This is a genomic window from Bradyrhizobium sp. USDA 376 (assembly GCF_054063675.1).
This window is the reverse complement of sequence record NZ_JBSSGN010000001.1, coordinates 4482601-4497669: the sequence shown is the minus strand read 5'-3', so window position 1 is coordinate 4497669 and position 15069 is coordinate 4482601. Positions and strand designations below refer to the sequence as shown.

The window sequence follows — 15069 nt, the reverse complement described above, 5'->3', positions numbered from 1 at the left end:
GGAGGCGCGCTCCGGGGCTTCACCCCGGTGGCGAGTTCACGATGCTGATTGATGATGTTGAGGGACGTCGTCGTTGGCGTCGCGCAAAGGACGTTTCAATTTCCGTGCCAATTGCGCGCAGGCTGAAAATACAGGGATTTCAGGACGATATTCGTATTGCCCGAAATTTTCGCGGGGCTTTTTCGCACGCAAAATTTGCGATTCGCTCAATCCTTGTGCGGCGCACAAGGATTGAGCTTGATGTCGATTATTTAGGCGCGGACGTTTCGCGCATTAAACCTTGGTTTACGCGGCCTCAACGAAACGATGACGCTCGTAGAGGAATTCGAGCACGCGCTGCCGGCACTTCAGATACGTGGTGTTGGTCGCGAGCTCGAGCCGCTTGCGCGGGCGCGCGAGCGGCACCTCCAGCACCTCGCCGATGCGCGCGCTCGGCCCGTTCGTCATCATCACGATGCGGTCGGACAAGAGCACGGCCTCGTCGACGTCGTGGGTGATCATCAGGATGGTGTTGCCGAGCTTCTGATGCAACGCCATCACCGAGTCCTGCAAGTGCGCCCGGGTCAGCGCATCGAGGGCGCCGAACGGCTCATCCAGCAGCAGCACCTTCGGCTCCATCGCCAGCGCCCGCGCGATGCCGACGCGCTGCTTCATTCCGCCGGAGATTTCCGAGGGACGCTTGTCCCTGGCATGGGCCATCTGCACCAGGTTGAGATTGTGCATCACCCAGGCGTCGCGCTCGGCCCTCGTCTTGGTCTTCGCGAACACCTTGTCGACGCCGAGCTTGACGTTCTCGTAGACGGTCAGCCAAGGCAGCAGGCTGTGGTTCTGGAACACCACCGCGCGATCGGGGCCCGGCGAATTGACCTCGCGGTTCTCCAGCAGCACGCCGCCGGTGGTAGCGGTCGTGAGCCCGGCGATGATGTTGAGCAGGGTCGACTTGCCGCAGCCGGAATGACCGATGATCGAGACGTACTGCCCCTTCTCGATCGTCAGGTTGATGTCCTTCAGCACCTCGGTCGCCGCAGCGCCGCGGGTAAAAATCTTGTCGATGTGGTCGAGCTTCAGATAGGCGGTCATGTGTCCCTACTCCTTAGCTTGTCGCGGTGCCGCGGGTGACGACCTTGCCGAGGCCCGCGATCAGGCGGTCCAGCACGAAGCCGACGATACCGACATAGAACAGCGCCAGGATGATCTCGCTGATATGCGAGGAGTTCCAGGCGTCCCAGATGAAGAAGCCGATGCCGACGCCGCCGATCAGCATTTCCGCGGCGACAATCGCGAGCCAGGACAGGCCTATGCCGATGCGCAGGCCCGTGAAGATGTAGGGCGCGGCCGCCGGGATCATGATCTTGGAGAAGAACTCGAGCGGATTGAGCTGCACCACCGCGGCGACGTTGCGGTAGTCCTGCGGGATGTTGCGGATGCCGACCGCGGTGTTGATGATGATCGGCCAGATCGAGGTGATGAAGATGACGAAGATCGCCGAGGGCTGGCCGTCGCGGAACGCGGCGAGCGAAAGCGGCAGCCAGGCGAGCGGCGGAATGGTGCGCAGCACCTGGAACAGCGGATCGAGCCCGCGCATCGCCCAGACCGACTGCCCGACCAGCACGCCGAGCGCGATGCCGGCGATCGCCGAGAGCGAATAGCCGAGCGCGACGCGCTGGAGACTGGCGGAGAGATGCCAGAACAGGCCCTTGTCGATGCCGCCATGGTCGAAGAACGGATCGAAGATCAGCTCCTTGGTGTCCTTGAACACCCTCGACGGCGGCGGCAGCGCCGAGCCGGCGCGGCGGCAGACGAGCTCCCACACCAGCGTCAGCAGCGCGAGCACGACCAGCGGCGGGATGACGCGCACGGCGGTTTCCCTTGCCATCCGTGCATAGGCCTCACTGCGCGGCGGGCGCTTCGGCGTCATCGCGACGACAGGCGCGGCGGTGGCCGCCGGCGTCGCGGTGTCGACCTCAATCTTCGTGGCAGTCATATTCATCGCAATATCTCTCCGGCTGCAAAGGACGATGCGGCCGCCCAACGGGCGGCCGCTGGCTCCATCAGACTTCGACGCGCTTGATCGCGAGCGACTTCAGATAGGCAGCCGGATTTTCGGGATCGAACACCTTGCCGTCGAAGAAGGTCTCCTTGCCGCGCGAGGTCGAGGCCGGGATGTCGGCGGCAGCGACGCCGAGCGTCTTGGCCGCGTCCTTCCAGAGATCCTCGCGGTTGACCTTGGCGATCAGCGCCTTGCTGTCGAAGCCGGCCTCGTACTTGCCCCAGCGGATGTCCTCGGTCATGAACCAGAGATCGTGGCTCCTAAACGGATAGGAGGCATGATCACGCCAGTACTTCATGATGTGTGGCGAGTTCTCGACCACCTTGCCGGGGATGCCATAGTCGAACTTGCCCTTGGCGCGATCGGCGATGTCCTCGACCGGGCAGTTGATCCACTGCCGTTTCCCCATGATGGTCGCGAGCTCGTCCTTGTTCTCCATCTTGTCGGCCCATTGCTGGGCCTCCATCACCGCCATGAGGATCGCTTTCGCGGCCTTCGGGTTCTTGTCGACCCAGGCGGCGCGCATGCCGAGCGATTTTTCCGGATGCTTGCTCCAGATCTCGCCGGTGTTGACGGCGGTATAGCCGATGCCCTGGTGCACCAACTGCCCCGGCCAGGGCTCGCCGACGCAGAACGCGTCCATGGTGCCGACCTTCATGTTCGCCACCATCTGCGGCGGCGGTACGGTGATGGTCTCGACGTCCTTGTCGGGGTCGATGCCGCCGGCGGCGAGCCAGTAGCGGATCCAGAGATCATGCGTGCCGCCCGGGAAGGTCATCGCGACCTTGGCCGACTTGCCTTCGGCCTTCTTCTTCTCGAACGCGGCCTTGAGCACCGAGGCGTCCGCGCCGACCTTGAGATCGGCATATTCCTTGGCGACCGAGATGCACTGCGCATCGAGATTGAGCCGCGCCAGGATGTACATCGGCGTCGGCTGGTTGTTCTGCGTCACCTTGCCGGCCGAGATCAGGTACGGCATGGGGGTGAGGATATGCGCGCCGTCGATGCCGTTGCCTTCGGAGCCGAGCACGAGGTTGTCGCGCGTGGTGCCCCAGGAGGCCTGCTTCTGCACGTCGACGTCAGGCATGCCGTGCTTGGCAAACAGGCCCTTGTCCTTGGCGACGAACAGCGGGCCGGCGTCGGAGAGCGCAATGAAGCCGAGCTTGGCGCCCTTGACCTCGGGACCTGAATCCTGCGCGAAGGCGCCGGCGGGGAAATTGAGTTTGGCGGCGGCGAGAAGGGCAGCAGTAGAGCCCGCAGCTTTCAATAATTGACGGCGGCTGAGGCCCGTCTCGGAGGGCCGGCGAATGCGCTTGGTCATCGTTGGTGTCGTCCTTTGCGTCGTTGCAGAATTGATGGCGTCAGTGCACACGAGCAGCCCGTCCGTCCGGCGGCGCCATCTTTGGCGCATGCGAACGCACGACGGGGGAGACCCCCGTCTGGTGGCGTCAGCAAATCGGATGAGAAGTCTCGCGGGACGGCTTCAATGGCGTCGGCATGGAACTATTCAAGCTTCATGCCAAGCTCGGCATCGCCAAAATGCCAATACATTGAGTAGCTTAGATGGCCCGCGCCAGACTGTCGCAGGCTGGTCCCGCTTGCGAAATTTGCGCACTGCCCAATCTTTGTGCGACGCACAAAGCTTGGGCAGCCGCTTAAGCAGGAGGCTGCCAAGCGCCTCCGGCTGGAATCGGCAAGAGACGCATCCGCTTGATATGGCTTCATTTTTCCTGCGCGTCTCGACGGCACGCAACTTGCTTCTTTATTTGCGTCAACGAAGACTGCGGCTTGCCGCATTGTTGCAGCCTCTGCCGGCTGCATCCCGGAAGCTCACCTGCTTCGCGGCCCTCCCCGGCTCAGTTTGTCGTGACGCGATTCCCAAGGCTTCCAGACATCCCATAGCCCTCGTGCGCGGCAGAGCCGTCCGCACGGCCAAAACGTTCAGCCACGTCCTCTGAGGGGGCGTGTCGATCTCACTTACGAAGCAAAAGGAACCATTGATGTCGTATCTCGCGCCTTCGGAATTCGTCACCAAAATGGTGGATGCGGGCGAGTCCAAGATCTTCATGTCCACCCGGGATACCATCATCCGGGCCTACATGGCCGGCGCGATCCTCGCCCTCGCCGCCTGGTTCGCCGTCACCATCAACGTGAACACCGGCCAGCCGCTGGTCGGCGCGCTGCTGTTCCCGGTCGGCTTCGTCATGCTCTATCTGCTGGGCTTCGACCTGCTGACCGGCGTGTTCGTGCTCTCCCCGCTCGCCTTGATCGACAAGCGTCCGGGCGTCACCGTTAGCGGCGTGCTGCGCAACTGGGGCCTCGTCTTCGTCGGCAACTTCGCCGGCGCCTTCACGGTGGCCTTCATGATGGCCTTCGTCACGACCTTCGGCTTCACCCAGGCCCCCGACAAGGTCGGCGCGGCGATCGGCAATATCGGCGAAGGCCGAACGCTGGGCTACGCCGCGCATGGCGCGGCCGGCATGGCGACCCTGTTCTTGCGCGGCATGCTCTGCAACTGGATGGTCTCGACCGGCGTCGTCGGCGCCATGATCTCGACCTCGGTCCCCGGCAAGGTCATCGCGATGTGGATGCCGATCCTGGTGTTCTTCTACATGGTGTTCGAGCATTCCGTCGTGAACATGTTCCTGTTCCCGTCGGGTCTGCTGCTGCACGCCAAGTTCTCGATCATGGACTATCTGATCTGGAACGAGATCCCGACCGTGCTCGGCAACCTCGTCGGCGGCCTCGCCTTCACCGGCATGACCCTCTACGCCACGCACGTCATGACCCTGCCGAAGCGCCAGACCGACAAGGCTGCGAAACCCCGCGTCGCAGCCTGATCGAATACGTCTCGACAGGGGAGCCTCGCCCGAGCAGGGTGAGGCTCCCCTCTCCTGGTGATGACGATGTCCCGCGGACTCCAGATCTCGGTCGGCCAGCACTCGGACAGGGGTCGCAAGCCCGTCAACCAGGATTTTCACGGCGTCCTCATTCCAGAGGAGCCGTTGCTCAGCCTGAAGGGCATCGCGGCGGTTCTCGCCGACGGCATCTCCAGCAGCAGCGTGAGCCAGATCGCCAGCGAGTCGGCGGTCAAGAGCTTCCTGATGGACTATTACTGCACGTCGGAATCCTGGACGGTGAAGACCTCCGCCCGCCGCGTGCTGGAGGCGACCAATTCCTGGCTGCATGCGCAGACGCGCAAGAGCCAATATGCCTATGACCGCGACAAGGGCTATGTCTGCACCCTCAGCGCCATGGTCATCAAGGCGGCCACCGCGCACATTTTCCATGTCGGCGACTGCCGCATCTACCGCGTCGCCGGCAAGGCGCTGGAGCAGCTGACCGACGATCATCGCATCATCGTGTCATCGGAGCAGACCTATCTCGGCCGCGCGCTCGGTATCAATCCGCAGCTCGAGATCGACTATCAGACGGTCGAGATCCAGGCCGGCGACACCTTCCTGCTGGCAACAGACGGTGTGTACGAATTCGTCGAGCCGCGTTTCGTCACGAACGCGATCAACGAGCATGCAGCCGAGCTCGATGGCGCGGCAAAGGCGATCGTCGAGGAAGCCTATCGGCGCGGCAGCGACGACAACATCACTGTGCAGATCCTTCGCATCGATGCGGTGCCGGAGGAATCGGGCGTCTTCGATCAGAGTTCGGCGCTGCCCCTGCCGCCCCTGCTGGAGCCGCGAGCGATGTTCGACGGCTACCGGATCATCCGGGAGATCCACGGCAGCAGCCGCAGCCACATCTATCTCGCCGTCGATGCGGAGACCGAGGAGACAGTCGCGCTCAAGATTCCGTCGATCGATCTGCGCGACAACCAGGCCTATCTGAAACGTTTCCTGATGGAGGAATGGATCGCGCGGCGGATCGACAGTCCGTACGTGCTCAAGCCGCGGTCGCGATCGACGCGGCGCAATTATCTCTACGTCGCGACCGAATTCGTGGAGGGGCAGACGCTGCGGCAGTGGATGCTCGACAATCCCCGTCCCGACCTGGAGACGGTGCGCAGGATCGTCGAGCAGATCGCCACCGGGCTTCGCGCCTTCCACCGGATGGAGATGCTGCATCAGGATCTCAGGCCCGACAACGTCCTGATCGACAAGACCGGCACCGCGAAGATCATCGACTTCGGCTCGGTCAGGGTCGCAGGCGTCGCCGAAGCTGCGCCGAGATCGGACGACGCGGAAATCCTCGGCACGGTCCAATACACGGCACCGGAGTATTTCCTCGGCGAGGGTGGATCGCCCCGGTCCGACATGTTCTCGCTCGCCGCCATCTGCTACCAGATGCTCACCGGACATCTGCCCTACGGCGCCCAGCTTGCCAAAATCCGGGGACGATCGGACGCGTGGAAATTGCGATACCGCCCCGCGATCGACGCCGAGCGGGGCATCCCGGGCTGGATCGATGGCGCGCTCAGGAAGGCGCTGCATCCCGATCCCTACAAGCGCCACGAAGACCTCTCCGAGTTCGTGTTCGAACTCAGAAATCCCAATCCGGCCTATCTCGCCACGCGGACCACGCCACTGCTGGAGCGCAATCCGCTGCTGTTCTGGAAGCTGACCACGGCGATCCTGGCCTGCGCCGTCATCGTGCTGCTCGCAGCGCTACGGCTGCGATAGCGGGATCACGCCGGCTCTGCCGCCTTCACCCCCAGCGGCTTCGGCGCCATGCCGCCACCCGGCTTCAGGTGGAATTCGTAGGTCATCAAGTGCCACCGTCCGCTCGCCTTGGTGCCGTCGGGCATCGCCGGCTCGTTGCGCGGCTCGATCTTGGCGACGAGGTCATCCTTCACACCGAACACAACGTCGGAATCGAGATATTTGTCGCCGTCCATGAAGACGTGCGTGATCAGCGGCTCGTAGCCCTTCGCGTTGACCAGGAAGTGCACATGCGCAGGCCGCATCGGGTGGCGATTGGTCTGCAGGATCATCTCGCCGACGGGACCGTCGGTCGGGATCGGATAGCTGCACGGCAGGATGGTGCGGAAGAAGAAGCGGCCGTCATCATCGGTGATAAAGCGCGCCCGCGCCGAGGCGCCGACCTCCTCATAGTTCGCCTTCTGTGAATCGTAGAAGCCATCGTCGTCGGCATGCCAGACGTCGACGGGGACGTTCGCGAGCGGCTTGCCCTTGAGATCCGTGACGCGGCTCTGCACGAACATCCGCTCGCCGGTCTGATTGTTCGGCGAGATGTCGGTGCCATGCGCGGTCACCTTGTGCTCGCCGACATAGAACGGCCCGAGCACTGTCGTTTGGGTAGCGCCCTCGCGATCCCTGTGGTTGACGGCGTCGACCAGCATGGAGACGCCGAGCACGTCGGACAGCAGAATGAATTCCTGGCGGGTATCGGTGCATTTCTGCCCGGTTCGGGTCAGGAAATCGATGGCATATTCCCATTCCTCGAAGGTGAGACCGGTCTTGCTCACGTAATCGTGCAGCGACTCCACCAATTCCTGGAGCAGGAATTTTGCCCGCGGGTTCGGCGTCTGGTCGAAGCTTTTGACGACGGCTTCCGTGAGGTCGGTCTCGTTGAACTGGGTCATGGTGCGTTTGCCCTCGTGTTTTTTCGTTGGCCCGGGCGGGCTCCCTGGAGGCGTTCCGGACTGAACATTACACCAGTCGGCGGCCCCGCGTTAAGCGCGACCGGCTTGGAAAGGGGCCGCCATTTGGCTATCACCGTCCTTGAGAAACTGCCCGGAGGAACTGATGCTCGCCCCCACCCCCGCCTCGCCCGAATCCGTCGGCATGTCCAAGGCCGCGCTCGACCGCGCCGATGCGCATCTGAAGAAGCAGTACATCGATGCCGGCCGCTTCCCGGGCACGCAGCTCCTGGTCTATCGCCGCGGCAAGATCGCCCACAGCTCGGTGCAGGGCCTGGCCGATGTCGAGCGCAATGTGCCGGTGAAGGACGACACCATCTACCGCATCTATTCCATGACCAAGCCGCTCACCAGCGTCGCCTTCATGATGCTGGTCGAGGAAGGCCTCGTCGCGCTCGACGAGCCCGTCGCCAAATACATTCCGGAATGGAAGGACCTCGGCGTGTTCGTCGCCGGCACCGCGCCGGCCTTCCTGACCCGGCCGCCGTCCCGGCCGATACTGATCGTCGACCTCTTGCGCCACACTTCCGGCCTCACCTACGGCTTCCAGCAGCGCTCCAACGTCGATGCCGCCTATCGCACTGAAAAGATCGGCGAGGTCGAGAAGTCAGGCACGCTCCAGACCATGATCGAGAGCCTCGCGAAAATCCCGCTGGAATTCTCGCCGGGCGAGTCCTGGAACTATTCGGTCGCGACCGACGTGATCGGCTACCTCATCGGCAAGATCTCAGGCGTGCCGTTCGAGCAATTCCTGAAACAGCGCATCCTCGACCCGCTCGGCATGACCGACACCGATTTCCACGTGCCGGCCTCCAAGGCGCACCGCTTCGCGGCCTGCTATTCGGCGGATCCGGGCGGCGGCATGACCTTCCATGCCGGCCAGCGCCGCGAGGGGCTGACGCTCCAGGACGATCCGACGACGAGCTCGTTCCTGACGCCTCCCTCCTTCATCTCGGGCGGCGGCGGACTGTGCTCGACGGCTGCCGACTATCTCACCTTCTGCCGCGCGCTGCTCAACGGCGGCGAGCTCGGCGGCGTCAGGCTGATCGGGCCGAAGACGCTGGCGCTGATGACGACCAACCACATTCCGGGCGGCCGCGCGCTGCCGGAGGTGTCGCGCTCGCTGTTCTCCGAGGCGACCTATAACGGCATCGGCTTCGGCCTGGGCTTCGCCGTGACCATGCGCCCGGCGGAGACGCTGATCGCCGGCAGCCCCGGCGAATACAATTGGGGCGGCGCGGCCACGACCTCGTTCTGGATCGATCCCGCCGAGGAGCTGATCACGATCTTCATGACGCAGGTTCTGCCGTCGAGTGCCTATCCGCTCCGCCGCGAGCTGCGCAGCATGGTCTACGCCGCGATCACCGAAAGCAATCTGTAACCCATTGAACTGATCCCGCGGCCCGCGGCCGCGGGATCAGACGCTCATTTCAGCATCTCCGGCACGATCAGGCGCGGCAGGAACAGCGACACGCTCGGCCAGACGATGAGCGCCGCCAGCACGAGCAGCATCGGGATCAGCATGATCATCGTGTCCTTGAGCGCATAGCGCAGCCGCACGCCGGCGACCGAACAGGCGATCATCAGGCATAGGCCGTAAGGAGGCGTCACCAGCCCGAAGGCCAGCGACACGATCGATATGATCGCGAACTGGACCGGATGGAGGTCGACGGACTTGGCCAGCGGCTCCAGCACGGTGCCGACGATGATGATGGCCGGGATGGCGTCGAGGAAGCAGCCCACCACCAGAAAGCAGAAGCAGATGAAGAAGCCGGCCGCGACCGTGCCCATGCCCCATGCCGAGACGTTGGCCAGCAGCTCCTGCGGGATCCTGTAATAGGCCAGCAGCCAGCCGAACGCGCTTGCGGTGCCGACGCAAAACAGCGCGACGCCGGCAAGACGCCCGGTGTCGAGAAAGGCCTTGTACAATTCGCGGGGACCTGTCTCGCGGTAGAAGAACGCCGAGAGCGCCACGGAATAGAGCACCGCGACGCAGGCGGACTCAGTCGCAGTGAACCACCCGAGCAGAATGCCGCCAACGATGATGAACGGCGTCATCAGGGCCGGTATCGACTGCCAGATGGCGCATCGCATCTCGACCCAGGTCGCCTTCGGATAGGTCGGGTAGCCGCGGCGCAGCGCATAGATGTGCACCGTCGCCATCTGCGCGCCCGCGATCAGCAGGCCCGGCACGATGCCGGCCAGGTACATCGCCGCAATCGAGGTCGAGATCAGCCCACCCCACACGATCATCAGGATCGACGGCGGGATGATGACCGCCAGAACCGCCGACACCGCCGTGATGGCGATGGAGAACGAGAGGTCGTAACCCTCCTTGGTCTGCGCATCGATGAATATCTTTGATTGGCTCGCCGCGTCGGCGGTCGACGAGCCCGAGATGCCGGCAAAGAACACCGACAGCACCACATTGATCTGCGCCAGCGATCCCGGCCAGTGCCCGACCATCGAGCGCGACAACGCCACCAGGCGATCGGTGATGCCGCCGATGCTCATCAGATTCGCCGTCAGCAGGAAGAACGGCACCGCCAGCAGGATGAATGAATTGTACGCATTGAAGGTCTCCTGCGCGAGCGTCATCAACGACAGACGCGGCTCGATCAGCAGGATCGGCACGCAGGCAAGGCCGAGCGCGAAGGCGACCGGCACGCGCACGATGAGCAGGCCGATGAAGACCCCGAACAACACCATCGCAGCCTGTCCGGCAGAGAGTACATTGCCGTTCATCGCCGGGCCCCGACCAGAACGCGCATTTCATCGACGATCTGTTCACCCGCAAAGACGATCCAGGTCGCGCCGGTCACGGGCCAGGCGACGTGGATCAGCCAAAGCGGCAGATCGGCCAGCTCCGACGTCCTGTTCCAGGCAAAGCGGGTGAACTCGAGGCCGGCGGACACGAACACCAGCGCCAGCGCCAGCACCCCGAGCCGCGCGAGAATCCGCACCGCGGCCTCCGACCGCCGCGACAGGTCCGGCCACACGTCGACCTCGAAATGCTGCGCTTCCCGCACACCAACCATGGCGCCGATCATGATCGTCCAGACGAACAGGAAGCGGGCCATTTCCTCCGTCCAGATGTAGGACGGGATGAAGGGCGTGTAACGCGAGATGATCTGCAGCGTCACCGGAATGACGAGAATGCCGACGCAGGCCGCGAGCAGGATTTCGAGCAATTTCGCGTAGGCCGCCGTGACGCGGCGCCACAGCGACGGTGTGGACGGGACGGGCATTTCAGACATTGGGACTCCCTGCGGCAGCTCATCCGCCACGGCCGGGCAAGAAGCGGGGCTTGCCCGGACGTGCCGTCGGCGGATGCAACGAGCTCAGGCGACGTTGATCTTCTCGAAAATGCCCTCCGCGCCGATCTCCTTGGCGTAGGTGGCCATCACGGGGTCGGCGAGCTTCTTCATGGCGTCCCGCTCCTCGAAGGGAACGCGCTTGAGCTTGCCGGCCTTCTCGAGCGTGTCGAGCTTGACGACCTCTTCGCTCGACTCGAGCTGACGGCCGTAGTCGCCGGCTTCCTTGCCGGCCTTCATGATCGCGTCCTGCAAATCCTTCGGCAACGTCTTCAGCGTCTTCACCGAGAAGCAGATCGGCCGGATCGATACGGCGTGCTGGGTCAGGCTGAGATGCGGGGCCACTTCGTAAAACTTCATCGCCTCGACGCCGGCCGCCTCGTTTTCGCCGGCCGATATCACGCCGTTCTGGATCGCATTGTAGATTTCGTTGTAGGCGATCACGGTCGGGCTCATGCCGACGGCCGCAAAGGTCTTCGACCAGATCGGGGCGCCCTGCACGCGAACCTTGAGGCCCTTGAGATCGGCGAGATTCTTGAGCGGCTTGTTGGCGAAGATGTTGCGGATGCCGCCGCCGGAATAGCCGATCAGAACGACCTCGGCTTTCGCCGCGACCTCGTCGGCGATCGGCGCCAGGATATTGGCTTCGACGACCTTGTTCATGTGGTCGATGCCCTTGAACACGAAGGGCGCATCGATGAACGGAGCCGCCTTGGCGAAGGTCGACATGTGGGCCGGCGAGACGATGCCGTAGTCGACCGCCTTGCCCTGCGACATGTACTCGAAATACTGCTTCTCAAGGCCGAGCGAGGAGTTCTTGTGCAGGGTGAAATTGACGGGCTTGCCGTAGTATTTCTTCACCAGCTCCTCGAACCGGATCAGTGCCCGGTTGAAGGCATGGTCGTCGTTGAACTGGACCGCGCCGTTCAGCGTGATCGGCGCCTGCGCCCTGAGGATCGACGGCATGCCGATCGTGGCCGCCGCAGTGGTTGCACCGATACCAGCGAGAAATGACCGTCGCTTCATCGTCTCCCCTCCCTTGATGCTCCGGCCCTGTCGCCGGGCCGTGCGTGCAGCCGGTATGCGGCTTGCGAGAGGTGAAGCGTATGAAAAACCCCTGCGGGACGGAAGTCATTTCGCGGGCGCCGGAGGTACTCTTCGTCGCAGGACTTGCTCCTCCACGACCTGCTGCACTGCAACTCGCGTTCCTGCCGGCGCGCGGGCACGCCGCGTCAGCGGCCCCCCACTCCCTGGGGACACGGGAAGACGCGCGGACCTTTGCGCTGCACGCAGAGACCCGCGCGTCTTCCACGACCGACCTAGTGCATGTGACCAATCAGATAGATGCCGCCGCCGACCAGAATGATCGTCGGCACGGCCCAGAGAATGAATACTGGCACCAAGCCCTCCTCAATTGGTTGTGCAGACCTTGACGGTCTTCATGCCGCTCTCGGCTTCGGTGCGCGTCTTGTAGATCATGCCCGACGGGCTGACGACGGTCATGGACGCGTCCATCGGCTTCTTGTCGACGATCGTGCACTTCTTGGTCTTGACGTCCTGGACCACGTAGAACTCGTCGGCCGCGAACGCCGGCAGGGAAAACGCAGCAACCATCAGGGCTGCAGTCGCTATCTTCAGCTTCATCTTTCTCCTCCTCCAGTTGCCGGACTTCGGCCCGGTCGATTCGAAAACGGGAAAAAATGGCAATTTGTTCCTATGCGCAGGAACGTCGCGCGCGGCGGAAGGTTGTTGCGGCGCTTATGCTAGTGAGGAGGACAAGATGAAGAAACTGTTCCTGCTTTCCGCTGCGGCCGTTCTGATTTCGACCGGCGCATTCGCGCAATCCACCGTGACCACGACCGGAACCGGTCACGCCGCGGTAGTTCAGATCGAGCCGGAATATCGCACCAGGATCAAATCCTACGTCACCGAGCACCGGGTGCGTCCGGTCACGACGAAGGAGAAGATCATCGTCGGCGCAACGGTGCCGAGCGAGGTCGAGCTCGAAGCAGTTCCGTCCGATTGGGGCCCGTCCCTCACCAAATATCGCTACGTCTATTCCGGCGAACGCGTGATGCTGGTGGATCCGGGCACACGAACCGTCGTTCAGGAAATCGATTGATCAGGAACTGACGGACGGGCGGCGGCCGCGAAGGCGGCCGCCTGCCGGAGTTGACCGCATGAAGCCGCATCGAGAGGCGCGGATCGTCGGGCTCAGTCTGGCGGCCGTCTACGCCATGTGTCTGCTACTGACCGCGATCAGCATGAGCTGAGACGCGGGGCTCCCCGCACTGCGCTGCAAAATCCTCACGGACCGCGCGCCGCATGCGAAAATCGTGGCGCGAGGCAAGGCCTGCCCGTATGGTTCTCTTCAAGATCATGATCCGGCGCCGCCGCGCCGGAACCGGGACGCCCGCGCTTGTCAAAGCTCTCCCTGCCGGTCCGGCTCGCTCTCCTGGTCGCGGGAACGATGCTGCCGATGATCGTGTTCGCGGTCGGCATCGCCTTCTACCATTACAAGCAGGACCGCAGCGACGCGACGCGCCGCGTGCTGGAGAATGTGCGGAGCGTGCGCCTCGTGCTGGATTCCGAGGTGCAGCGCATGACCGGCAGTTTGCAGGTGCTGGCGCTGACGAACTCGCTGCGCAACGACGACTTCCCGAACTTTCGCCGCATCGCGCTCGGCTTTCTCGATCAGTACGGCAAGGGCGGTCTCTTGCTGATCTCCGACCGCAAGGGCCGACTGCTGTTCTCCACCGCGACGGAGGATACCGCGAGCCTGCCGCTGCGTGGTAATCTGGAGATCGTCGAGAAAGTGTTCGCGACCAGGACGCCGCAATATTCCGACCTGTTCACCGGCGCGATCAACGGGCGACAGGTGTTGACGGTCGAAGTGCCGGTGTTCCGCAACGGCGAGGTGATCTACGACCTCTGCTTCAGCCCGCCGATCGGCATCTTCCAGGAGCTGGTCGAGAGGCAGCGGCCCGACCAGCAGTGGACGGTGTCCCTGCTCGACACCAAAGGCACCGTGTTTGCCCGCGTGCCGAACCCAGGAGAAAACTTCGGCAAGCGCGCGTCGCCGTCGCTTTACGCGGAAATGTTTCGCGCGCCCGAGGCAACGCTCTCGTCGGTCTCACTGGATGGCGTTGCGCTCGCCTCCGCCTACACAAGATCGCAGCTCACGGGATGGACGGTGGCCGCAGGCGTCCCCGAGAGCTCGTTGATCGCCCCGCTCTGGCGCAACATCGCGATCACCAGCCTGATCGGCGGCATCCTGCTGCTGGTCGGCCTCACCTTCGCGGTGCGGATGGCAACCACGATCGCCCGCGGCGAGATGCTGCACAATCTCCTGATCGAGGAGCTCAACCACCGCGTCAAGAACACGCTCGCCCTGATGCAGGCGATCGCGGTGCAGACCTTCCGCAGCGCAAGCCGCGACGAACGGGCCAAGTTCGAGGGACGGCTCGGCGCGCTCGCCGAGGCGCATAATCTGCTCAGCCAGGAGAAATGGGCGGGCTCGGAGCTGAGGGACGTGATCGCCCGCGCACTTCGGCCGTTCCTGCTGACCAATCCCGACCGCATCCGCATGGCCGGCCCCGCGGTGCCGCTGTCGCCGCGCTTTGCCGTGGTGCTGTCGATGATCGTGCACGAGATCGCCACCAACGCGGCGAAATACGGCGCGCTGTCCAACGAGACCGGCCGGGTGACGCTCGACTGGGAGGTCCTCACTGATGCGCCGAAGCCGCGGCTGCACCTGATCTGGACCGAGATCGGCGGACCGCCGGTGACCGCGCCGGTACGGCGCGGCTTCGGCTCGCGCCTGATCGAGCGCAGCGCGCGCGACCAGCTCGGCGGCGAGGCGACCGTCGACTTCCTGCCGCGCGGCGTCGTCTGCACGGTGACTTGCACGCTGGACGAGACGCGGTGAAGGGGGAGCATCGGAAGATCACAGGGATTCGGACCCACATTTTCTCGGCAAAGCTGTCGCAGCCTTTCGCTTATTCGGCCTAGTACAACACGGCATGTCATCGACAATCGAACGTCGGTGCCGACCTGCTCGTCGGATAGCCGTGTGACGGCCTGCAAGCCGC

The 15069-nt window shown here is 63.8% G+C and carries 13 protein-coding genes; 5 read left to right on the top strand and 8 right to left on the bottom strand.

The annotated features are described in order from the left end of the window. Nucleotides 1-285 precede the first annotated feature (285 nt). The 3 genes from ACVJ19_RS21065 to ACVJ19_RS21055 form a co-directional block, all read right to left on the bottom strand. Nucleotides 286-1080: an ABC transporter ATP-binding protein gene (locus ACVJ19_RS21065; RefSeq protein WP_453950920.1), complete on the bottom strand. Its 795-nt coding sequence runs from the start codon at nucleotides 1078-1080 to the stop codon at nucleotides 286-288. A gap of 13 nt (nucleotides 1081-1093) precedes the next feature. Continuing rightward, nucleotides 1094-1990: a nitrate ABC transporter permease gene (ntrB, locus tag ACVJ19_RS21060; protein ID WP_453950919.1), complete on the bottom strand. Its 897-nt coding sequence runs from the start codon at nucleotides 1988-1990 to the stop codon at nucleotides 1094-1096. A 61-nt stretch (nucleotides 1991-2051) separates the two neighbouring features. Beyond that, nucleotides 2052-3371: a CmpA/NrtA family ABC transporter substrate-binding protein gene (locus tag ACVJ19_RS21055; protein WP_453950918.1), complete on the bottom strand. Its 1320-nt coding sequence runs from the start codon at nucleotides 3369-3371 to the stop codon at nucleotides 2052-2054. A gap of 679 nt (nucleotides 3372-4050) precedes the next feature. Here ACVJ19_RS21055 and ACVJ19_RS21050 point away from each other — a divergent pair. Next, a complete protein-coding gene (locus ACVJ19_RS21050) occupies nucleotides 4051-4890 on the top strand; it encodes a formate/nitrite transporter family protein (protein WP_453950917.1) in 840 nt (279 codons plus the stop codon). Between the two features lie 60 nt (nucleotides 4891-4950). Continuing rightward, entirely contained in the window at nucleotides 4951-6684 is a 1734-nt protein-coding gene (locus tag ACVJ19_RS21045) for a protein kinase domain-containing protein (RefSeq protein ID WP_453950916.1), read from the top strand. 5 nt (nucleotides 6685-6689) lie between these two features. On the opposite strand, the gene ACVJ19_RS21040 is transcribed toward ACVJ19_RS21045, so the two are convergent. After that, entirely contained in the window at nucleotides 6690-7607 is a 918-nt protein-coding gene (locus tag ACVJ19_RS21040) for an intradiol ring-cleavage dioxygenase (protein WP_453950915.1), read from the bottom strand. 163 nt (nucleotides 7608-7770) lie between these two features. Between ACVJ19_RS21040 and ACVJ19_RS21035 the strand changes: the two genes are divergently transcribed. After that, nucleotides 7771-9045 carry a serine hydrolase domain-containing protein gene (locus ACVJ19_RS21035; protein ID WP_453950914.1) on the top strand — a complete coding sequence of 425 codons (1275 nt, stop codon included), beginning with the start codon at nucleotides 7771-7773 and terminating at the stop codon, nucleotides 9043-9045. Between the two features lie 44 nt (nucleotides 9046-9089). Here ACVJ19_RS21035 and ACVJ19_RS21030 read toward each other — a convergent pair whose 3' ends face one another. The 4 genes from ACVJ19_RS21030 to ACVJ19_RS21015 form a co-directional block, all read right to left on the bottom strand. Further along, on the bottom strand, nucleotides 9090-10409 hold the full coding sequence (locus ACVJ19_RS21030) for a TRAP transporter large permease (RefSeq protein ID WP_453950913.1): 1320 nt from the start codon (nucleotides 10407-10409) through the stop codon (nucleotides 9090-9092). After that, nucleotides 10406-10921, bottom strand: coding sequence for a TRAP transporter small permease (locus tag ACVJ19_RS21025; protein WP_453950911.1), 516 nt, complete (start codon nucleotides 10919-10921; stop codon nucleotides 10406-10408). The genes ACVJ19_RS21030 and ACVJ19_RS21025 overlap by 4 nt, the downstream gene beginning before the upstream one ends. 84 nt (nucleotides 10922-11005) lie before the next feature. Next, entirely contained in the window at nucleotides 11006-12004 is a 999-nt protein-coding gene (locus tag ACVJ19_RS21020; protein ID WP_453950910.1) for a TRAP transporter substrate-binding protein, read from the bottom strand. 384 nt (nucleotides 12005-12388) lie between these two features. Then, nucleotides 12389-12622: a hypothetical protein gene (locus ACVJ19_RS21015; protein WP_453950909.1), complete on the bottom strand. Its 234-nt coding sequence runs from the start codon at nucleotides 12620-12622 to the stop codon at nucleotides 12389-12391. Nucleotides 12623-12758: 136 nt separating this feature from the next. Here ACVJ19_RS21015 and ACVJ19_RS21010 point away from each other — a divergent pair, with 136 nt between their 5' ends. Both ACVJ19_RS21010 and ACVJ19_RS21005 read left to right on the top strand, forming a co-directional pair. Continuing rightward, on the top strand, nucleotides 12759-13100 hold the full coding sequence (locus ACVJ19_RS21010) for a DUF1236 domain-containing protein (RefSeq protein ID WP_453950908.1): 342 nt from the start codon (nucleotides 12759-12761) through the stop codon (nucleotides 13098-13100). 348 nt (nucleotides 13101-13448) lie between these two features. Further along, a complete protein-coding gene (locus ACVJ19_RS21005) occupies nucleotides 13449-14906 on the top strand; it encodes a sensor histidine kinase (protein WP_453955172.1) in 1458 nt (485 codons plus the stop codon). The last annotated feature ends 163 nt before the right edge of the window (nucleotides 14907-15069 follow it).

Bases quoted from the DNA above. Each gene is read 5' to 3' on its own strand.
- ACVJ19_RS21065 (WP_453950920.1), bottom strand. From the start codon at position 1,080: ATGACCGCCTATCTGAAGCTCGACCACATCGACAAGATTTTTACCCGC.
- ACVJ19_RS21025 (WP_453950911.1), bottom strand. From the start codon at position 10,921: ATGTCTGAAATGCCCGTCCCGTCCACACCGTCGCTGTGGCGCCGCGTC.
- ACVJ19_RS21045 (WP_453950916.1), top strand. From the start codon at position 4,951: ATGACGATGTCCCGCGGACTCCAGATCTCGGTCGGCCAGCACTCGGAC.
- ACVJ19_RS21030 (WP_453950913.1), bottom strand. From the start codon at position 10,409: ATGAACGGCAATGTACTCTCTGCCGGACAGGCTGCGATGGTGTTGTTC.
- ACVJ19_RS21005 (WP_453955172.1), top strand. From the start codon at position 13,449: ATGCTGCCGATGATCGTGTTCGCGGTCGGCATCGCCTTCTACCATTAC.
- ACVJ19_RS21050 (WP_453950917.1), top strand. From the start codon at position 4,051: ATGTCGTATCTCGCGCCTTCGGAATTCGTCACCAAAATGGTGGATGCG.
- ACVJ19_RS21055 (WP_453950918.1), bottom strand. From the start codon at position 3,371: ATGACCAAGCGCATTCGCCGGCCCTCCGAGACGGGCCTCAGCCGCCGT.
- ACVJ19_RS21035 (WP_453950914.1), top strand. From the start codon at position 7,771: ATGCTCGCCCCCACCCCCGCCTCGCCCGAATCCGTCGGCATGTCCAAG.
- ACVJ19_RS21015 (WP_453950909.1), bottom strand. From the start codon at position 12,622: ATGAAGCTGAAGATAGCGACTGCAGCCCTGATGGTTGCTGCGTTTTCC.
- ACVJ19_RS21020 (WP_453950910.1), bottom strand. From the start codon at position 12,004: ATGAAGCGACGGTCATTTCTCGCTGGTATCGGTGCAACCACTGCGGCG.
- ntrB (WP_453950919.1), bottom strand. From the start codon at position 1,990: ATGAATATGACTGCCACGAAGATTGAGGTCGACACCGCGACGCCGGCG.
- ACVJ19_RS21010 (WP_453950908.1), top strand. From the start codon at position 12,759: ATGAAGAAACTGTTCCTGCTTTCCGCTGCGGCCGTTCTGATTTCGACC.
- ACVJ19_RS21040 (WP_453950915.1), bottom strand. From the start codon at position 7,607: ATGACCCAGTTCAACGAGACCGACCTCACGGAAGCCGTCGTCAAAAGC.